Consider the following 18,611-nt stretch of genomic DNA (forward strand, 5'->3'; position numbering starts at 1 on the left):
CAACTCATTCATTGGCCAGCGCCTCGAACACTCTTGCCACGGCCTCGGCGCCAGGGTCGACGACGCCCTCGAGCGCGCTCTCCGGCACGTAGGCGGAGCGACCGGCGTTGGCGCGGACGAGGCGGGCGGTGGCCTGGGCGCCATCGCGCGCGGCCTGGGCTGCCTGGGCCAGCGATTCACCCCGCCGCAGCGATTCGATGGCGGGCACCAGTGCGTCGAGCATGGTGCGGTCGCCGGGCCTGGCGCCGCCGTAGGCCTGCATCTTCTCGACGCCGGCGGCCAGCGCTTCCTGCAGATCGCCGCGCTGGTCCAGCGTGGCTGCCGCCGCGGTGAACAGGATCGACAGCAGTACGCCGCTGGAGCCGCCCATGTCGCGCGCCAGCAGTTGGCCGATGCCGGCGAACATCAATGGCGGGGCTTCGGTGTTGAGGCGGTTGGCGATCGACTCGGCGCCGCTCTCCACGCTGGCGCCGGCGTCGCCGTCGCCACTTTTTGCGTCGAGGGCGTCGAGCTCCTCGCGCGATTGGCGCAGGGTCTCGATGACCCGCTGGAGAAGGGCGGAAGTGCCGGGATCCTGCGGGGCGTCGTCGACCAGGGCCTCATGCTCCTGTCGGGTATCCGGCGAAAAGCGGGCGGGCGCCTGGACGGCGTGCAACCCGGGCCAGGCCGGCGCCGTGGTCGGGGCCGACAGCGCCTCGACGACATCGTCGTCGGCCGGCAGCAGCGTGAGCGAGAAGCCGTGCATGTCCAGCGAGGTCATCAGCGGGGCCGGGCCGATCAGGTGGGCTACCTGATCGACGCCCAGTTGGCGCAGCAGGCTGGCGGCCAGCACCCCCATCTCCTGGGTGGAACAGCTGCCCAGGTCGTTGAGCATCGCGATCCAGGGCCCGGAGAGCTTGCGGTCGGAGAGCGCCTCGCGCAGCGGTTCGAGCACCAGGCGCATCGCGTCGTCGGCATTTTGCGGATCGACCTCCCGCGTACCGGTCTCGTTGTGAATCCCCAGGCCCAGTTCCGGCGAGTGCTCGGCGGCCGCCTGGCCCGGCTGGGCCGCGGCGCTGAGCGCCATGCCCAACGATCCCGTGCGCCGGCACAGCGCCTCGGCGCGCTCGCGGATGGTCTCCAGCGGCAGTTCCCGGCTCGCCAGATGACCGCTCAGCTTGTGCACCAGCACGGTGCCGGCGATGCCTCGCGGTTGCGGGGCATTGTCGATGGCGACATCGTCGGCGACGATGACCATGGCGACGTCCAGTCCTTCGCCTCGGGCACGCTCGGCGGCGAGGCCGAAGTTGAGGCGATCGCCGGTATAGTTCTTGACCACCAGCAGGCAGCCGGCCGCGCCGCAGACTTCGCGAATGGCAGCGAGTACCGCCTCGACGCTGGGCGAGGCGAACAGGCTGCCGGAGATCGCCCCGGTCAACATGCCCTCGCCGATATAACCGGCATGCGCCGGCTCGTGACCGGCGCCACCGCCGGACAGTATCGCCACCTGGCGCTGGCCCTGATCCGCCCTGTCCCAATCGCGGCGGATCAGGATTCGCAGGCCGCTCTCCGGCTCGGCGACACGCACCGGGGCGGTCACTGCCGCCGCCCGTAGAATCTCGTCGACGACGTCGCCCGGGGCGTTGTAGAAACGGTCCATGATGTCTCTCCGCTGACGTTTCGGGGTCGATGCTTCAGTGCAATTTCATCTTCGGCCTGATGTAACGGTTGAGGCCATCGACGATGACCGTCATGCCGGTCTTGAAGATGCCGTGAATCGCCATCTGGTGCATCCGGTAGAGAGAAGCGTAGAACAGTTTGGCCAGCCGGCCTTCGATGAACAGGCTGCGCGCCGAGGCGCCACGCATGAGGCTGCCGACCGCCTCGAAGTGCGCCAGCGAGATCAGTGAGCCCCGGTCGCGGTAGATGAACGGCTTGAGCGGCTTGCCGTCCATGGCCGCACGCAGATTGTGGTAGCAGTGGGTCGCCTGCTGATGAGCGGCCTGGGCCCGGGGCGGCACTCGCTTGTCGTCGGGCTGCGGGCAGGACGCGCAGTCGCCGAAGGCGAAGATGCGCTCGTCATCGAGGCTCTGGAGGGTCTCGTGGACCTTGATCTGGTGGTTGCGCTCGGTGGCGAGCCCCAGTTGCGACAGGAATTCCGGCGCGCGAATGCCGGCCGCCCAGACGCTGAGGTCCGTCTCCAGCGGCTCGCCGTCGGCGGTGATGAAGCCGTTGGCGTTGGCTTCGGTGACCCGGGTGTCGACATGGATCTTGACGCCGAGTCGCTCCAGCTCGCCATGCACCGCACGGCTGATCCGCTCGGGCAGGGCCGGCAGGATGCGCGGTGCCGCCTCGATCAGATGGACCTCGAGTTTTCCGCTGTCCAGCGCCGTGAACCCGTAGCTGTGCAGCATCCGGGAGGCGCCGAAGAGTTCGGCGGCCAGCTCGACGCCGGTAGCGCCCGCGCCAACCACACCGACGGTCAGCTTGGGGTGTGTCCGTCGCTCCGGATCGCTGTAGCGCAGAAAGGTGTTGAGCATGTTGCGGCGAAAACTCTCCGCCTGCTGCGGGCTGTCGATGAAGTGGCAGTGCCTGGCGACGCCGGGCGTGCCGAAATCGTTGGAGACGCTGCCGACGGACAGCACCAGGTAGTCGTACTCGAGCTCACGAGCCGGTAGCACCACGGCGCCATCCTGGTCGTGTATCGGCTCCAGCGTCAGGGTGCGGTTGTCGCGATCGATGGCGCTCAGCGTACCCCGCTGGAACCGGTAGCCGTGACTCTTGGAGTGGCCCTGGTAGGAGACCTCGTCGAGCCCGGAGTCGAGGGTGCCGGTGGCGATCTCGTGCAGCAGCGGCTTCCAGATGTGAGTGGGGTTGCGGTCTACGAGGACGATGTCGGCGCGCTGGGACTTGCCGAGCTTGCGACCCAGGCGGGTCGCCAGCTCGAGTCCGCCCGCGCCGCCACCGACCACGACGATGCGTGGTGTGGTCATGGGAAACTCCAATCGAGAAATCGGAAAAATGAGAAGGGTGCAGCCTGGGGAAATCGGGGATCGTCGGTTCTGGCGTTTCGAGGGGCGCGGGGGGGATGACTGGCGAAAGGCAGGCACACCGAGAGCCGAGTGAAGACGACATCGGATTGCGAGACTGCACGTTCACGGAAATGAGCACCCGTCGATGCGACGAAAGATGTGTCCGAGGATACGCCGATCATCGACACTTGGCATCCGTGGGTTGCGTAAACTTACGCCGTTTTGGGTAAGCTGCTGCGCGGTGTGTCGTCTTTTCAACCTTTCACGCGAGGATTCCCTCATGCACCCGGCGCTTCAGGACATCCGGCTGGTCGCCTTCGATCTCGATGGCACCTTGATCGACTCCGTACCCGATCTGGCGGCGGCGGTGGACACGATGCTGAGCGGGCAGCACCTGGTGCCGGTGGGCGAGGCCAAGGTGCGTGACTGGGTGGGCAACGGCTCGCACAAGCTGGTCGAGCGGGCGTTGACCAGCGTCCTGGGCGAGGTGCCGGATCCGGCCCGGTTGACGGCGAGCCATGACGAATTCCTGCGTGCGTATCACGCGGCGCCCTGCGAGCGCACCCGGGCGTATCCCGGTGTCCGCGAAGCACTTGAATCGCTGGAGGCTAGGGGCGTCATCGTGACGCTGGTCACCAACAAGCCCGCGGCATTCATCGATCCGATTCTCGAGGCACTGGGTCTGCGTCGCTATTTTCGGATGACGCTGGGCGGGGATTCGCTGGCGGAGAAGAAACCTCATCCTGCGCCGCTGCTTCATCTGGCGGCGCAGTTCGGCATCGCGCCCGCACAGTGTCTGATGGTGGGGGATTCGCGCCACGACGTGGAGGCGGGGAGACGGGCCGGTTTCCGCACCCTGGCGGTGCCGTACGGCTACAACCACGGCGAGCCGGTGGCCTCGAGCCGCCCGGATGGCGTGGTTGAATCGCTGGGGGAACTCGTTTAGGGTTTCCGAACCGGCGTCACGGTAATCGTGGCGTCGTTCTTGCGCACCTTCCCGATATTTTCGTTTCCCCTCGACCGAGCTTTCACATGCGACCGGATATCCAACGCTTTTTCAGTCCCAGCGTGCTGATGCGCCACGTGCCGCGTTGGCGATGGTGATTGTCAGCCGAACTGCCTCGCTTGCCGATTGCTGATTTTCACTGCTGGAGCCCGGTCCCATGATGACCTCCGATCGCTTTGCCGAGCTGGCGCAAGCCGGCTACAACCGTATTCCGGTCACCCGCGAGGTGCTGGCCGATCTGGATACGCCGCTGTCGACCTACCTCAAGCTGGCCGATGCGCCCTGGACCTTTCTGCTCGAATCGGTTCAGGGAGGCGAGAAGTGGGGGCGTTATTCGATCATCGGCCTGCCCAGCCGGGAGCGGATCGAGGTGCGGGGCCTTACCGTTCGCCACATCGTCGATGGCGAAGAGGCTGGCGTCAGTGAAGTCGAGGATCCGCTGGCCTGGATCGAGCGATTCCAGGCGCGATTCAAGGTTCCGGACCTGAATGACCAGCCGCGGTTCGATGGCGGTCTCGTGGGCTATTTCGGCTACGACACCATTCGCTATATCGAACCGAAGCTGCGCACTGCGCTCGCCGCCGAGAAGCCGGACCCCATCGGGGTGCCGGACATCCTGTTGATGGTGTGCGACGACCTGGTCGTCTTCGACAACCTCTCCGGCCGCCTGCAGCTGTGGACTCACGCCGACCCGGAGTCGCCCCACGCCTATGCCGACGCGGTAGAGCGACTCGAGACGCTGGAGCTGAAGCTGCGCAGTGCCACCTTCAACACTTTGAGTCCGGGCACCGGCCGGGCGGATGTCGCCGAGGACGACTTCCACGCCAGCTTCAGCGAGCAGGGCTACAAGGACGCGGGGGCGACGATCAAGGAGTACGTGCTGGCCGGCGACGTCATGCAGTGCGTGCCGTCCCAGCGCATGTCGATTCCATACCAGGCGCCGCCGCTGGATCTCTACCGGGCGCTGCGCAGTCTCAATCCGTCGCCCTACATGTTCTTTCTGAATCTCGACGACCATCACGTGATCGGGTCGTCCCCCGAGATTCTGACCCGGCTGGAGGGTGGCGAGGTGACGGTCCGCCCGATCGCCGGCACGCGACCGCGCGGTGCGACGCCCGAGCAGGACAAGGCGCTGGAGGAGGAGCTGCTGGCCGACCCCAAGGAGATCGCCGAGCACTTGATGCTGATCGATCTCGGGCGCAACGATATCGGCCGCATCAGCGAAATCGGCACGGTCGAGCTCACCGACAGGATGGCGATCGAGCGTTACTCCCACGTCATGCACATCGTCTCCAACGTCACCGGCAAGCTGCGCCAGGGCATGTCGGCGATGGACGTGCTGCGGGCCACTTTCCCGGCCGGCACCCTCTCCGGGGCGCCGAAGATCCGGGCGATGGAGATCATCGACGAGCTGGAGCCGGTCAAGCGTGGCGTCTATTCCGGTGCCGTGGGCTATCTCTCCTGGCACGGCAACATGGACATGGCGATCGCGATTCGCACGGCGGTGCTGAAGGATGGCGAGCTGCACGTCCAGGCCGGTGGCGGCATCGTCGCCGACTCCAACCCCGACGACGAGTGGAACGAGACGCTCAACAAGCGCCGGGCGCTGTTCCGCGCCGTGGGGATGGCCGAGAAAGGGCTCGACAACCTCGAGTGAGCGACCGCGGAAGGGGTACCGATTCCTTCCGCGCTTGTCATCGATCCTTCATCGAAACCGGATTAGATTGGGGGCATGCGACACGCGCCCCCCAACTCCCCTCGATTCCATGCCGGCTCGCCACCACGCCCCCTGCGTCGCTGGTGGCTGTGGGCGTCGGCGCTGCTCGGATTCGCCACGCTGACTGCAGGGCTCCTCGTCTGGGGCGGGCTGTCACTCGAGTCGCTGGAGACGCTGCACCCACTGGCCCTGCTGATGTCGATGACGCTGCTGCCGGCGCTGGGCCTGCCGATGACGCCATTTTACGTCATCGCCGGGCTGCGTTTCGGTATCCCCGCCGGGCTGGCGTTCTCCGCCGTCGCCACGCTGCTCAACCTGCTGCTCTGCTATGCCATTGCCCACGGCCGCCTGCGGCCGGCTCTGCGCCGTGCCATCGAGCGGCGCTTCCCGGCATTGGCGGGTCTCGACCGGACCCGTGGCGACGCCTGGCGAGTCACCTTCCTGATCAAGCTGGTGCCCGGGGTGCCGATGTTCATCAAGCACTACGCCCTGGGGATCGCCGGCGTCCCCCGGTCGATTTACCTGACGGTGGCGTTGATGACGACCGGACCCTATGCCGTGGCGTTCGTGGTGCTGGGCAAGTCGGCGCTGGAGGGGGATGTGGGCCAGATACTCGTCGCGATGGCGCTGGTGGCGCTGGTCATCGTGACGCTGAAGATGGCGGTGGGCTACCGGGCGCGGCGCAGAGCCCCGCGCCCGGCAGGCTCCTGACCGGGCAGGAGCGGTGCAGAATCCAGACGCCGCGATCCATGACGGATCGCGGCGTTTTCATCGCCGGGTCAGGCGACCCGCCCCAGCAACAGGAACTCGATCAGCGCCTTCTGGGCATGAAGGCGATTGCCGGCTTCCTGCCAGACCACGGCGCGTGGGTCGTCGAGCAGGGTGGCGCTGATCTCCTCGCCGCGATGGGCCGGCAGGCAGTGCAGGAAGATAGCCTCTTGCCCGGCCAGATCCAGCAACGCTTCGGTGACCTGGAAGCCGGTGAAGTCACGTTCGCGCTTGGCCTGCTCTTCCTCCTGGCCCATCGACGCCCAGACGTCCGTGGTGACCAGGTCGGCATCTCGAACGGCTTCGCCAGGATCGCGCACGATGACGGCGTGCTCGCCTGCGGCCTCGAGAATGTCCCGACGTGGCTCGTAACCCTCCGGACAGCAGATGCGCAGCTGGAAATCGAACCGGCGCGCGGCGTTGATCCAGGAGTGGCACATGTTGTTGCCGTCACCGATCCAGACGGCCGTCTTGCCCTTGACCGGCCCGCGGCATTCGGTCCAGGTCATGACGTCGGCCAGCAGCTGGCAGGGGTGGTAATCGTCGGTCAGGGCGTTGATCACCGGCACGGAGCTGGCGGCGGCGAACTCCTCCAGGCCGGCATGGGAGAAGGTGCGGATCATCACCGCGTCGACCATCTCCGAGAGCACCCGCGCGGTATCCGCGATCGGCTCCCCACGGCCGAGCTGGGTGTCCCGCGATGACAAAAACAGCGCATGGCCGCCGAACTGCGCCATGGCGGTCTCGAACGACACCCGGGTTCGCGTCGAGGACTTCTCGAAAATCATCGCCAGGGTGCGGTTGCTGAACGGCGTGTAGACGGGGCCGTTGGTCTTCAGGCGGTTCTTGATCGTGATCCCGCGCTGGATCAGATAATCGAGCTCGTCGGCGGAGAGGTCCAGAAGGGTCAGAAAGTGGCGTGCGCTCATGGGCGGATTCCTGTCGTGACTTGACGTTGAGACATGGGCTTCAAGGCATGCGGCATCATCCCGGCGCGCCGCACTGAAAACTCGATCGGTGACCGTGCCCGCCATGGCGGCTGCCACCAGAAAAAGAAAAAAGCGCCGCGGGCGAAGCGCCCGGTGGGGCGTTTCGCTAGGCGGCGCCACGATCGATGCCATGGGGAGCCGCGCCCTGGGCGGGCGTCGGCGGCCAGCGTCGATCCGTGCGAAAGCCAATCATCCTAACCAGACCCCGTGAGCGGCGCAACGCCGCGGGATACCTTCAGAGGAGGGCGGGGGTGTTTTCGGCCGGTGTCATCAGTAGAATGGTGTCACGGTCTTTTATATTCGCGCACACGCGAAGGGTGGGCCAGCGGCTCTCTCTTCCCGCTACAGGACGTCTCATGAGCGATACCATCGAAGCGATCAAGCAGCAGATCAGTGACAACGCCATCCTGCTCTACATGAAGGGATCGCCCCAGCTGCCCCAGTGCGGCTTCTCGGCCCAGGCGGTTCAGGCGTTGATGGCATGCGGCGAGAAGTTCGCCTTCGTCAACATCCTCGACAACCCGGACATCCGGGCGGAGCTGCCCAAGTACGCCAGCTGGCCGACGTTTCCCCAACTGTGGATCGACGGCGAGCTGGTGGGCGGCTGCGACATCATCGTCGAGATGTACCAGAACGGTGAGCTGGAGCCCATGGTCAAGGCTGCCGCGGCCAAGTCCGCCGAAGCCCCGAGCGACGGCTGAGCCGGCGCTTCCCAAGCTGCCGTGAAATGAAAGGCGCCCCGTCCCAGGACGGGGCGCCTGTCGTTTCAGCGTTCAGATATCGTCAAGACCCTGCTCCTTCATCGCCAGATTCCAGCCGCCCAGGTCCTTGAAGCGGTTGACGATGGCGCAGAACAGCTCCGCCGTGCGTTCGGTATCGTAGCTCGCCGAGTGGGCCGACGAGTTGTCGAATTCGATACCCGCTGCCTGGCAGGCCCGCGCCAGCACCGTCTGGCCGTAAGCCAGTGCCGAGAGCGACGCGGTGTCGAAGCTGGAGAAGGGATGAAAGGGATTGCGCTTGATATTGCAGCGATTGACGGCAGCGTTGAGAAATCCCTGATCGAAGGAGGCGTTGTGGCCGACGAGGATGGCCCTCGAGCAGTCGTGGGATTTGATGGTCTTGCGAATCGGCTTGAAGAGTCCGTCCAGCGCTTCACGCTCGCTGACGGCGATCTGCTTGCGGAAGGCGCTGGAGAGGTCGATGCCGGTGAAATCCAGGGCGGACTGTTCGACGTTGGCGCCCTCGAAGGGCTCGACATGAAAGGCAATGGTATCCAGTGGCAGCAGGTTGCCCTGATCGTCCATGGTCAGCGGCACGGCGGCGATTTCCAGGATCGCATCCGTGGCCGAATTGAACCCGCCGGTTTCGACGTCTACCACGACCGGGAGATATCCGCGAAAACGCTGCGCCATCAGCTCTTTCGTGCTGGCGTCCGACATGCAATGACTCCCATTCCCTTGGTGTGGTAGTGGTAATGTGTAGAGGAAACCGCAGTCATGAAACCGCGTAGAGTCTAGCAGTTTCGGCCATTGCCGTCCCGTCGCTCGGTGTTCGTGGCGGGCCGGGAGCGTTATAATTTCGGGCTGCACCGTTCGCCGATTGCCGCACGTCAAAGAACGACATACCTTGCCCGTCAATTCAAACTTGCTAAGGAGCTATCGCATGTCCGATGTCAAAAAGGTCGTCCTCGCCTATTCCGGCGGCCTTGACACTTCCGTGATCGTGAAGTGGCTGCAGGAAACCTACGCTTGCGAAGTGGTCACCTTTACCGCCGATATCGGTCAGGGCGAAGAGGTCGAGCCGGCGCGAGCCAAGGCGCAGGCGCTGGGGGTCAAGGAGATCTACATCGAGGACCTGCGAGAAGAGTTCGTTCGCGATTACGTCTACCCGATGTTCCGGGCCAACACCATCTACGAGGGCGAGTACCTGCTGGGCACGTCCATCGCGCGGCCGCTCATCGCCAAGCGTCTGATCGAAATCGCCAACGAGACCGGTGCCGACGCGATCTCCCACGGCGCCACCGGCAAGGGCAACGACCAGGTGCGCTTCGAACTGGGCGCCTACGCCCTGAAGCCGGGGGTCAAGGTCATCGCGCCGTGGCGCGAGTGGGACCTGAACTCCCGCGAGAAGCTGATGGCGTACTGCGAGGACAATGACATCCCGGTCGACTTCTCCAAGAGCAAGAAGAAGTCGCCGTACTCGATGGATGCCAACCTGCTGCACATCTCCTACGAGGGCGGCATTCTCGAGGACCCGTGGGCCGAGGCGGAAGAGGAGATGTGGCGCTGGAGCGTGGCGCCGGAAGCCGCGCCTGACAAGCCGACTTACATCGAGCTGACCTACGAGAATGGCGACGTCGTCGCCATCGACGGCGAACCGCTCAAGCCGCACGAGGTGCTGGCCAGGCTCAACAAGCTGGGTGGCGACAACGGCATCGGCCGTCTCGATATCGTCGAGAACCGCTATGTCGGCATGAAGTCCCGCGGCTGCTATGAAACGCCGGGCGGCACCATCCTGCTGCGGGCGCATCGCGCCATCGAGTCGTTGACGCTCGACCGCGAGGCGGCGCATCTCAAGGACGAGCTGATGCCCAAGTACGCCAAGACCATCTACAACGGTTACTGGTGGAGCCCGGAGCGCCGCATGCTGCAGGCCGCCATCGACGAAACTCAGGCGTTCGTCAACGGCGTGGTGCGAATGAAGCTCTACAAGGGCAGCGCGACGGTGGTCGGGCGCAAGTCCGAGCAGTCGCTGTTCGACGAGTCGATCGCCACGTTCGAGGATGATGCCGGCGCCTACGATCAGAAAGATGCCGAAGGCTTCATCAAGCTCAATGCGCTGCGTCTGCGGATCGCGGCAGGCAAGGGCCGCTCCGCGAGCTAGCGCCGTCCGGTCCAACCCTTGATGCCGATACCTGCCGTGTCGGCATCCGAATCGGGAGCAACGTATGCTGAAGAAACTGTTCTCCGGGCTGCTGGGCGGTGGCTATGCCAAACCCGCCACGCCCACAAAAGAGCTCAAGCCGGTCGAGTACAAGGGGTTTCTGATCGTCCCCGAGCCGCAGGATGTCGGAGGCCAGCATCGGGTCAGTGGTTGGATTCGCAAACCGGTCGAGGGCGGTGAGACCCTGGAGCGCCGCTTCGAGCGTTCGGATGTGGTTCCGGGCGAAGATGCCTGCGTGGAACTGACGATCGCCAAGAGCCAGCGATATATCGACGATGTCGGCGATGAGATGTTCGAGCAGCAGCATTGACGACGACCGGTCGAACTCGAGGACGGCGCCTGGGTGGCGCCGTTTTCGTCAGTGGCGGCTTCAGCGATAACTTCCTATGGTTAAGGGCATTCCCGCCGGCCGCTGAATGTCCTGGCGGCCAGGAGAGTTGAAAAAACGGCAAGGAAGCGCTGACATGATCACTGTTCATCATCTCGAGAACTCCCGCTCGCAGCGTATCCTGTGGCTGCTGGAGGAGCTGGGTGTCGAGTACGAGATTCGGACCTATCGACGCGACCCCAAGACCATGCTGGCCCCCGCGGAGCTGAAGCGGATCCATCCGCTCGGCAAGTCGCCCATCATCACCGACGACGCTCATACCGTCGCCGAATCCGGTGCGATCGTCGAGTATCTCGTCTCCCGCTACGGTGGCGATGCCCTGGTGCCAGAGGCCGGCACGCCGGAGCGGCTGCGCTACACCTACTGGCTACACTACGCCGAAGGGTCGGCCATGCCGCTGCTGGTGATGAAGCTGGTCTTCTCGAAGCTGGGCAAGCCGCCGGTGCCCGCGGTCATTCGACCGATCGGCCGGCTGCTGGCCAATGGCGCCCGCCAGAAATTCCTCGACCCCCAGCTTGGGCTGCATCTCGACTACTGGGAGAGTGAACTGCGTCAGCACCCGTGGTTCGCAGGCGATGAATTCAGCGCGGCCGACATTCAGATGAGCTTTCCGCTGCTGGCGGCGGAAAGTCGTGCCGATCTGGCCCAGCGTCCTAATATTAAAAGAGTATTGCAGCAGATACGCGATCGTCCGGCCTATCAACGAGCGATCGAGAAGGGCGGGGAATTCCGGTTGTGAAGCCTTCCGAATCCACGTCGGTCGAGGTGGGGTGATCGGAACGGTATTTCCCGCGCGAATTGGCGGCATTGTCCGTCATCCGTGCATTGCCATGGATTGAGGAGTGTCTATGCGTGTTTTTACCTGGAAGTCCGCCGTCGTGATGGGGTTGAGTAGTGCCGGCCTGGCATCGTCTCTCGCCTGGGCCCAGGCGCAGCAGAGCGATTCGCCGTTCGACCAGCAACCCGAGGCGCGCCTGGCCTGCGAAAGACTCAAGACCCAGATCGACCAGCCCATCCGTGACAATGGGGCCCGGCATTTCCTGCTCGAGATCGTCGACAACGCCCAGGTCGACGATGACGTGGTGAGAGAGGGGGAAGCCTTTGCCGGCGCCGAAGTGGTCGGCAGCTGTGATGGCGGCACGCGCAAGATCGTCTACAGCCGTGACGGAGCGACCGAAATGAGCGCTACGCCACCGAGAGAGGAGGCATCGACCACCGATGCCTCGGGCAGCGCCGTGAACGGTGATGGCAGCAGCTTGCCGGAGACCACGTCCACCGCGCCGGAATCCATGGGCCAGGACCCGGTGCCGACCCGGCAGCCCGAGAATGGAGAGGCCGGGCAGGAGCCGGAATCGAGCCCCTGACACCCCTGACAACGGCTATCGACATCAGGCGATATCGATCTTGTCCGGGTATTCGCACAGGTCCTCGATCACGCAGCTCCCGCAGCGCGGCTTGCGTGCCAGGCAGGTGTAGCGGCCATGCAGGATCAGCCAGTGGTGGGCATCCTTGAGATAAGCCCTGGGGACATGGCGGAGTAGCTTCTGCTCGACCTCCAGCACATTCTTGCCCGGGGCGAGCCGGGTGCGGTTGGCAACGCGGAAGATGTGCGTATCCACTGCCATGGTCAGCTCGCCGAATGCCGTGTTCAGAATCACATTGGCGGTCTTGCGCCCCACGCCGGGTAGCGCCTCCAGTCCTTCCCGGGTGCGCGGAATGTCTCCGTCGTACTGCTCGGCCAGGATATGGCAGGTCTTCATCAGGTTCTCGGCCTTGGTGTTGTAGAGGCCGATGGTCTTGATGTGCTCCTTCAGCCCGTCGAGTCCAAGATCGATGATCGCCTGCGGCGTATTGGCCACCGGAAACAGCCTCGCGGTCGCCTTGTTCACGCCCACGTCCGTCGCCTGCGCCGACAGCAGTACCGCTGCCAGCAGCTCGAACGGGGTCGACCAGTTCAACTCGGTCGTCGGTTCGGGGTTGTGGGCCTTGAGGCGGGCAAAGATCTGCTCTCGCTTGGTGGCGTTCATGATGTCGTTCCCCGATGGTCGCCTGCGTCTCCGGCAGGCGGGTTGGCGGGCGCTCGGCTGGCCAGGGAGATCAGCCGCTCCGCCTCGTGTATCTTGTCCCACGCCTGCCCGATGCCCGCCTGATCGCCCTGACGCTGGAAATGGGCGAGCTCCTGGCGCGCCTTGCGCATTGCCTGCTCCGCTGCCGCCACGGCGATATGCTGGTGATCGCGCGTGGCGCTCCGGTCCGGTGCCGGCGCGGAGTCGAGTCGTCGGTTCAAGGCGTCGAGCTGATCGTCGAATCCCGCCAGGCGCTCGAGAAGTGCGGGGCGCTGCGCCTCCTCGGCTCTGTCCAGTTGGCGTTGCAGGCGTTTTCGACGCGCAGTCAGGGTCGCCACCTGCGCCTTCAGGGCGGTAACGTCGACATCGGCGGGCCGTTCACGTGATGCCGCTGGTGCCTCGGTCACCTGCCGTGCCGCCGCGGCGCGGCGTCGCTCGCGCTTGCGGCGTTTCTCTTCCGCTCTGACGGCCAGTCGCCGGTTGCGCGCCTCGAAGCGTCGGCGTCCGTTGGCGGCCCGCCAGTCGAGATAGCGTTGACGCTCGGCCGTATCGGCGGCGTTCTGCCACTGCGGATGCGCGACGAGATCGATGCAGTCCACCGGGCAGGGCGCGATACACAGTTCGCAGCCGGTGCATTCGGATTCGATGACCGTGTGCATCTGCTTGGCGGCACCGAGAATGGCATCGACGGGGCAGGCCTGGATGCACTTGGTGCAGCCGATGCATTCGGCCTCGCGAATCACGGCCAGCAACGGTGTCTGGGGCGGCTCGATCAGTTCGAGAGGCGGTTGGCCGGTGAGCGCTGCCAGTCGGTCACGCGTGGCCTCGCCACCGGGCGGGCAGCGGTTGATCGCCTCGCCCTCCACGATCGCCTCGGCGTAGGGGCGGCAGCCGTCATGGCCGCACTTGCCGCATTGGGTCTGCGGCAGTTCGGCATCGATACGTTCGACGGTGATAGCGGCTGTCATGGGGTTTCCGAAATAGCGGGACGAACGGCCGCCCCCTGGCAGGGACAGTGCGGCATTATAGACTTTTGCCACGCACGCTTCGAGATTCTGGCCTGCAATTGGGCCCAAGCAAAACGCGCGACCGAGGCCGCGCGTTCATCGAATATGACTCCGCCGGCTAATCAGGTGACTCGCTGGCCGGGCTTGGCGCCGCTGTCCGGCGACATCAGATAGATTCCGTCTTCATCGCCCGCGGCCAGCACCATGCCTTCGGAGACGCCGAAGCGCATCTTGCGCGGCGCCAGGTTGGCGACCATCACCGTCAGCCGGCCTTCCAGCGCCTCCGGCGCATACGCCTTGCGGATGCCGGAGAACACGGTGCGCGTTTCGCCCCCCAGGTCGAGGGTCAACTCGAGCAGCTTGTTGGAGCCTTCGACATAGCTGGCCTTCTCGATCCTGGCGATGCGCAGGTCGACCTTGATGAAATCGTCGAACGCGATCTCGTCGCCGATCGGCTCGTCCACCAGTGGCGTATTCTGGAGCGCTTCGGCGGGGTTCGAGGGGGCTTTTCCGGTCAATTTCTTCTCCTCCTCGAGCACCTCCTTGGAGGCCTCGATCATCGATTCGATCCTATCGCTCTCGACACGGGTCATCAGCGGCTTGAACTTGCCGATGACATGACCTTCCAGTACCTGCTGGCGGCTCGCCCAGGCGAGGCTGTCGACCTGCAGGAACCGTCGCGCCTGCTCGGCCATTGCCGGCACCACCGGCTGCAAGTAGACCATCAGGGTGCGGAACAGATTGATCCCCACCGAGCAGATATCGATCACTTCCTGCTCGCGACCGCCTTCCTTGGCCAGCACCCACGGCGCCTTGTCGGCGATGTAGGTATTGGCCTCGTCGGCGAGTTCCATCACCTTGCGCATGGCGCGGCCGAACTCACGGGCCTCGAAATCGGCGGCGATCTCGTCGCCGGCGTGGATGAACCTGGCGACGAGTTCCGGTTCGGCGCAGGTCGAAGAGAGCTGCCCGTCGGCGAGCTTGTTGATGAAGCCCGCGCAGCGGCTGGCGATATTGACCACCTTGCCGACCAGGTCCGAGTTGACCCGCGCCGCGAAATCCTCGAGGTTGAGGTCGAGATCGTCGACCCGGGAGGTCAGCTTGGCGGCGAAGTAGTAGCGCAGGTATTCCGGGTTGAGATGCTCGGCGTAGGTCTGCGCCTTGATGAAGGTGCCGCGGGACTTCGACATCTTGGCGCCGTTGACGGTGACGAAACCGTGGCAGTTGACGCCGGTCGGCGTGCGCATGCCGGCGCCTTCGAGCATTGCCGGCCAGAACAGCGCATGAAAGTAGACGATGTCCTTGCCGATGAAGTGATAGACCTCGGCGTTGGAGTCCGCCTTCCAGTAGCTGTCGAAATCGAGACCTTCGCGGTCGCACAGGTTCTGAAAGCTCGCCAGATAGCCGATCGGCGCGTCCAGCCAGACGTAGAAATACTTGCCCGGCGCATCGGGGATCTCGAAGCCGAAGTAGGGCGCATCGCGGGAGATGTCCCACTCGTTGAGACCGGCCTCGAACCACTCCTGCAGCTTGTTGGCGATCTGCGGTTGCACGCGACCAGAGCGCGTCCACTGCTTGAGGAACTCCTCGAAGTTCGGCAGCTTGAAGAAGTAGTGGGTCGAAGTGCGCACTTCCGGCGTGGCGCCACTGATCGCCGACACCGGATTGATCAGCTCCGCCGGGGTGTAGGTCCCACCGCAAACTTCGCAGTTGTCGCCGTACTGGTCCTCGCTGCCGCACTTCGGGCAGGTGCCCTTGATGAAACGGTCGGCCAGGAACAGACCCTTGACCGGATCGTACATCTGCTCGATGTCGCGGGTGCTGATATGGCCGGCATCGCGCAGTGCGGTGTAGATGCGCTCGCTGGGGAGGCGGTTCTCTTCGGAATGGGTCGAGTGGTAGTTGTCGAAGGCCACGCCGAACCGGGCGAAGTCCGCCTGGTGCTCCTGGCTGACCTTGCTGATCAACTGCTCCGAGGTGATGCCTTCCTGCTCGGCCCGCAGCATGATCGCGGTGCCGTGGGCGTCGTCGGCGCAGACGTAGTGGCACTCGTGGCCGCGGCTCTTCTGAAAGCGTACCCAGATATCGGTCTGGATGTACTCCAGCAGATGGCCCAGGTGGATCGAGCCGTTGGCATAAGGCAGCGCGCTGGTGACGAGGATCTGGCGCGAAAGCGAGGCGTTGTTCGACATGGCGACTGGAACATTCCCGTAACGAAACCCGAGGCGGCGCGGTATCGAAGGCCCCGCCGGGTGGATAGGCTGTAAACGTGGTCGACGATTGTAGCACCGATGGCGGGGGCTTTGCGTCGGGTGCGAGCGGGGTCATGGGCATTGTCCCGGCTGGCCGCGGGCGAGGGCCTTCAGGGCGGTCCGGACCGTTTCTGTTCTATGCTGCCGGTAACGATCTCTCCTCCCATGTGGGCCCCATCCCTGAACAGAGGTGATTCCCATCGCTCTCCATCGTCATGGCTGGCGCACCGCCGGTCTCTCCGTCGTCTTCCTCTGGTTCGCCATCGGCGGCATCGGCCATTTCGTGATGCTGGACGCCTTCGCGTCGATCATCCCGCCGGGTTTGTCCTGGCCCGACGCGGCGGTGCTGATCAGCGGCTTCTTCGAACTGCTGGGGGCGGTCGGCATCTTGCTGCCGCGCTTTCGCGCGCTGGCAGGCTGGGGACTGGTGGTGCTGACCATCTGCGTGACGCCGGCCAATGTCTACATGTGGCTCCATCCAGAGCGGTTTCCCCAGGTCCCCGAGTGGCTGCTGTTGTGGCGATTGCCGTTCCAGGTCTTGCTGCTGCTGTGCATCTTGGCTTCGACGCAGCGCCGGTTTCCCGGCTGGCCAGCATCTACGCAAGACTAGGATCCAGTTCACATCTTCTAGGGTGTTACAGTTAGCGGCCAAACCGTTATCGCCGACCGTTGCTCAAGGAACCCCGGATGGCCGAAATCGATCTTTCCCAGTCACTATGGATGCTGCTCTTCTTCGTCGCGCTGGGTTGGCTGGCGGCGCGGCGATTGAGGGTCGATCCTCGGCCGATAGCGACGCTGCTCGTCTACATCATTTCACCGCTGACCTTCTTCCATGGCCTGACCCAGGGGCAGCCCAGTGCCGACAAGCTGGTACTGACGCTCAGCGTGCTGCTGCTGGCGACCTGCCTCTGTCTTGCGGTCAACTGGGTAGCCAGCCGCTTTTTTGCCGAACAGGAACGGGCGCTACTGGCCTTTTCCGCCGGGACCGGCAATACGGGCTATTTCGGTTTCCCGATCGCGCTGGTGCTGCTGCCGCCGGAGGGGGTCACGCTCTATCTCTTCTGCATGCTGGGCGTCTCGCTCTACGAGTTCACGGTCGGTTTCTATGTCAGCGCCAGGGGACGTTTCTCGGTGAAGGAGAGCCTGACCCGACTGGCGAGGCTGCCGCTGATCTACGCGTTCGCGGCCGGCATGCTGGTCAGCGCTCTCGGCTGGCAGGTGCCGGACGTCGTCGCGGATGGGCTCGACTACTTCAAGTACTGTTTCACGGTGCTGGGGATGATGATCATCGGCATGACGCTGGGGCGCGTGACGTGGCGGGAGTTCGACCTGCGCTTCGTCGCCGGCTGCGTGCTGGTGCGCTTCGTCGTCTGGCCACTGGCGACGCTAATGATGGTGCTGCTGCTGCGGATGAGCGTGGGCGTCTCGGACTCGCTGGCGCTGGCATTTCTGCTCATCGGCGCCGTCCCCATGGCCGCCAATGTGGTGGTCATCGCCATGGAGCTGGAGATTCGCCCCGAGAAGGGCGCCATCGCCGTACTGATCACCACACTGGCCGCACCCTTGCTGATACCGGTCTATCTCGGGTTCGCGCTGCCGTGGGTGCTCTCCTTCTGAGTGCTCTCCGAACGGAAAGGGACGGGTGTCGGCCACCGTGCAATCGAATAGCGTGACGCAACAGGGTTTCATTCTGACCCGCCAATGGCAGGACACGCCGACCGGTACCGAGGTATCGCTTTGGCTGGCCACCGATGACGGGCCGCGACTGGTGCGCCTGCCGCCGCAGAGATCGGTGGCTTTCGTCCCGGCTGATCAGCGCGAGAGCGTCGAGCGCTCGATTCGCCATGAGCGCGATGTCGAACTGCGCGAACTCGAGCTGAAGGACTTCGATCTCCGTCCGGTGCTCGGCCTCTACTGTCGCCAGCATCGGCAGTTGATGAACCTGGAGCGACGTCTCGCCGACGCCGGTGTCGATCTGCTCGAGGCCGATATCCGACCGCCGGACCGTTATCTGATGGAGCGTTTCATTACCGCGCCGGTCGTTGCAATGGCGACCCAGGCGGCCGACGGTTCCCTGGTCGATGCCCAGTTGAAGCCGGCGCCGGACTATCGGCCGCAGCTGACACTCTGCTCGCTGGACATCGAGACCAGCGAGCGCGGCGAGCTCTACTCGATCGGCCTGCATGGATGCGGCCAGCGCATCGTCTACATGCTGGGGCCGCCGGCGGGCAACGGGAGCAAGGCCGATCGCGAGCGGGATTTCGAACTCGTCTACTGCGACTCCCGCGCCGATCTGCTGCACGCGCTGAACGGCTGGTTCGCGCGCTTCGACCCGGATGCGATCATCGGCTGGAGCGTGATCCAGTTCGACCTGCGCCAGCTGCAGCGTCACGCAGATCGCCTGAATGTCGCCTTGCGGCTGGGGCGAGGCGGAGCGCCGGTGGAGTGGCGGGCGCATGGTCAC

General features: G+C 64.8%; 16 protein-coding genes and 2 pseudogenes. 11 read left to right on the plus strand and 7 right to left on the minus strand.

Annotation, left to right across the window (positions count from 1 at the left end):
• Positions 1 to 4: 4 nt before the first annotated feature.
• Positions 5 to 1,639: a dihydroxyacetone kinase subunit DhaK gene (locus AC3AYF_RS07255; protein ID WP_487779561.1), complete on the minus strand. Its 1,635-nt coding sequence runs from the start codon at positions 1,637 to 1,639 to the stop codon at positions 5 to 7.
• 34 nt (positions 1,640 to 1,673) lie between these two features.
• Positions 1,674 to 2,972 carry an NAD(P)/FAD-dependent oxidoreductase gene (locus tag AC3AYF_RS07260; protein ID WP_487779562.1) on the minus strand — a complete coding sequence of 433 codons (1,299 nt, stop codon included), beginning with the start codon at positions 2,970 to 2,972 and terminating at the stop codon, positions 1,674 to 1,676.
• 319 nt (positions 2,973 to 3,291) lie between these two features.
• Here AC3AYF_RS07260 and AC3AYF_RS07265 point away from each other — a divergent pair, with 319 nt between their 5' ends.
• The 3 genes from AC3AYF_RS07265 (at position 3,292) to AC3AYF_RS07275 (ending at position 6,445) form a co-directional block, all read left to right on the plus strand.
• Complete coding sequence (locus AC3AYF_RS07265; protein ID WP_295036187.1) at positions 3,292 to 3,957, plus strand: phosphoglycolate phosphatase; 666 nt, start codon at positions 3,292 to 3,294, stop codon at positions 3,955 to 3,957.
• Positions 3,958 to 4,177: 220 nt separating this feature from the next.
• A complete protein-coding gene (gene trpE, locus AC3AYF_RS07270) occupies positions 4,178 to 5,674 on the plus strand; it encodes an anthranilate synthase component I (protein ID WP_487779565.1) in 1,497 nt (498 codons plus the stop codon).
• A gap of 75 nt (positions 5,675 to 5,749) precedes the next feature.
• Entirely contained in the window at positions 5,750 to 6,445 is a 696-nt protein-coding gene (locus AC3AYF_RS07275) for a TVP38/TMEM64 family protein (RefSeq protein ID WP_487779563.1), read from the plus strand.
• A gap of 68 nt (positions 6,446 to 6,513) precedes the next feature.
• Here the strand turns inward: AC3AYF_RS07275 and argF are convergent, their stop codons facing one another.
• Complete coding sequence (gene argF / locus AC3AYF_RS07280) at positions 6,514 to 7,431, minus strand: ornithine carbamoyltransferase (protein WP_295036189.1); 918 nt, start codon at positions 7,429 to 7,431, stop codon at positions 6,514 to 6,516.
• Positions 7,432 to 7,847: 416 nt separating this feature from the next.
• Here argF and grxD point away from each other — a divergent pair, with 416 nt between their 5' ends.
• On the plus strand, positions 7,848 to 8,192 hold the full coding sequence (gene grxD / locus AC3AYF_RS07285) for a Grx4 family monothiol glutaredoxin (protein WP_295036190.1): 345 nt from the start codon (positions 7,848 to 7,850) through the stop codon (positions 8,190 to 8,192).
• 72 nt (positions 8,193 to 8,264) lie between these two features.
• Here grxD and rnt read toward each other — a convergent pair whose 3' ends face one another.
• The gene (gene rnt / locus AC3AYF_RS07290; protein WP_295036191.1) at positions 8,265 to 8,930 is read right to left on the minus strand and encodes a ribonuclease T; all 666 of its coding nucleotides are present in this window, start codon (positions 8,928 to 8,930) and stop codon (positions 8,265 to 8,267) included.
• A 223-nt stretch (positions 8,931 to 9,153) separates the two neighbouring features.
• On the opposite strand from rnt, the gene AC3AYF_RS07295 reads away from it, so the two are divergent.
• The 4 genes from AC3AYF_RS07295 to AC3AYF_RS07310 all read left to right on the plus strand — a co-directional run bounded on the left by AC3AYF_RS07295 (position 9,154) and on the right by AC3AYF_RS07310 (position 12,186).
• A complete protein-coding gene (locus tag AC3AYF_RS07295) occupies positions 9,154 to 10,374 on the plus strand; it encodes an argininosuccinate synthase (RefSeq protein WP_295036192.1) in 1,221 nt (406 codons plus the stop codon).
• Between the two features lie 64 nt (positions 10,375 to 10,438).
• Complete coding sequence (locus AC3AYF_RS07300) at positions 10,439 to 10,744, plus strand: HlyU family transcriptional regulator (RefSeq protein ID WP_295036193.1); 306 nt, start codon at positions 10,439 to 10,441, stop codon at positions 10,742 to 10,744.
• Positions 10,745 to 10,898: 154 nt separating this feature from the next.
• Complete coding sequence (locus AC3AYF_RS07305) at positions 10,899 to 11,561, plus strand: glutathione S-transferase family protein (protein WP_295036194.1); 663 nt, start codon at positions 10,899 to 10,901, stop codon at positions 11,559 to 11,561.
• 109 nt (positions 11,562 to 11,670) lie between these two features.
• Positions 11,671 to 12,186: a DUF1161 domain-containing protein gene (locus AC3AYF_RS07310; RefSeq protein ID WP_295036195.1), complete on the plus strand. Its 516-nt coding sequence runs from the start codon at positions 11,671 to 11,673 to the stop codon at positions 12,184 to 12,186.
• A gap of 24 nt (positions 12,187 to 12,210) precedes the next feature.
• On the opposite strand, the gene nth is transcribed toward AC3AYF_RS07310, so the two are convergent.
• The 3 genes and pseudogenes from nth to metG form a co-directional block, all read right to left on the minus strand.
• Positions 12,211 to 12,849, minus strand: coding sequence for an endonuclease III (gene nth / locus AC3AYF_RS07315; protein WP_295036196.1), 639 nt, complete (start codon positions 12,847 to 12,849; stop codon positions 12,211 to 12,213).
• A gap of 602 nt (positions 12,850 to 13,451) precedes the next feature.
• Positions 13,452 to 13,898, minus strand: a pseudogene (locus AC3AYF_RS07320) (RnfABCDGE type electron transport complex subunit B); the annotation flags it as partial.
• Between the two features lie 119 nt (positions 13,899 to 14,017).
• Positions 14,018 to 16,087, minus strand: coding sequence for a methionine--tRNA ligase (gene metG, locus AC3AYF_RS07325; protein ID WP_487779564.1), 2,070 nt, complete (start codon positions 16,085 to 16,087; stop codon positions 14,018 to 14,020).
• 250 nt (positions 16,088 to 16,337) lie between these two features.
• On the opposite strand from metG, the gene AC3AYF_RS07330 reads away from it, so the two are divergent.
• The 3 genes and pseudogenes from AC3AYF_RS07330 to AC3AYF_RS07340 all read left to right on the plus strand — a co-directional run.
• Positions 16,338 to 16,757 carry a DoxX family protein gene (locus tag AC3AYF_RS07330; RefSeq protein WP_295036198.1) on the plus strand — a complete coding sequence of 140 codons (420 nt, stop codon included), beginning with the start codon at positions 16,338 to 16,340 and terminating at the stop codon, positions 16,755 to 16,757.
• 77 nt (positions 16,758 to 16,834) lie between these two features.
• Complete coding sequence (locus tag AC3AYF_RS07335; RefSeq protein ID WP_295036199.1) at positions 16,835 to 17,764, plus strand: AEC family transporter; 930 nt, start codon at positions 16,835 to 16,837, stop codon at positions 17,762 to 17,764.
• Between the two features lie 37 nt (positions 17,765 to 17,801).
• Positions 17,802 to 18,611: pseudogene (locus AC3AYF_RS07340) on the plus strand (DNA polymerase II); the annotation flags it as partial.

The organism is Salinicola sp. (genome assembly GCF_982684285.1).

Excerpts from the sequence above, each read along its gene's own strand:
- AC3AYF_RS07255 (WP_487779561.1), bottom strand. The coding sequence starts at position 1,639 with ATGGACCGTTTCTACAACGCCCCGGGCGACGTCGTCGACGAGATTCTA.
- AC3AYF_RS07260 (WP_487779562.1), bottom strand. The coding sequence starts at position 2,972 with ATGACCACACCACGCATCGTCGTGGTCGGTGGCGGCGCGGGCGGACTC.
- AC3AYF_RS07265 (WP_295036187.1), top strand. The coding sequence starts at position 3,292 with ATGCACCCGGCGCTTCAGGACATCCGGCTGGTCGCCTTCGATCTCGAT.
- trpE (WP_487779565.1), top strand. The coding sequence starts at position 4,178 with ATGACCTCCGATCGCTTTGCCGAGCTGGCGCAAGCCGGCTACAACCGT.
- AC3AYF_RS07275 (WP_487779563.1), top strand. The coding sequence starts at position 5,750 with ATGCGACACGCGCCCCCCAACTCCCCTCGATTCCATGCCGGCTCGCCA.
- argF (WP_295036189.1), bottom strand. The coding sequence starts at position 7,431 with ATGAGCGCACGCCACTTTCTGACCCTTCTGGACCTCTCCGCCGACGAG.
- grxD (WP_295036190.1), top strand. The coding sequence starts at position 7,848 with ATGAGCGATACCATCGAAGCGATCAAGCAGCAGATCAGTGACAACGCC.
- rnt (WP_295036191.1), bottom strand. The coding sequence starts at position 8,930 with ATGTCGGACGCCAGCACGAAAGAGCTGATGGCGCAGCGTTTTCGCGGA.
- AC3AYF_RS07295 (WP_295036192.1), top strand. The coding sequence starts at position 9,154 with ATGTCCGATGTCAAAAAGGTCGTCCTCGCCTATTCCGGCGGCCTTGAC.
- AC3AYF_RS07300 (WP_295036193.1), top strand. The coding sequence starts at position 10,439 with ATGCTGAAGAAACTGTTCTCCGGGCTGCTGGGCGGTGGCTATGCCAAA.
- AC3AYF_RS07305 (WP_295036194.1), top strand. The coding sequence starts at position 10,899 with ATGATCACTGTTCATCATCTCGAGAACTCCCGCTCGCAGCGTATCCTG.
- AC3AYF_RS07310 (WP_295036195.1), top strand. The coding sequence starts at position 11,671 with ATGCGTGTTTTTACCTGGAAGTCCGCCGTCGTGATGGGGTTGAGTAGT.
- nth (WP_295036196.1), bottom strand. The coding sequence starts at position 12,849 with ATGAACGCCACCAAGCGAGAGCAGATCTTTGCCCGCCTCAAGGCCCAC.
- metG (WP_487779564.1), bottom strand. The coding sequence starts at position 16,087 with ATGTCGAACAACGCCTCGCTTTCGCGCCAGATCCTCGTCACCAGCGCG.
- AC3AYF_RS07335 (WP_295036199.1), top strand. The coding sequence starts at position 16,835 with ATGGCCGAAATCGATCTTTCCCAGTCACTATGGATGCTGCTCTTCTTC.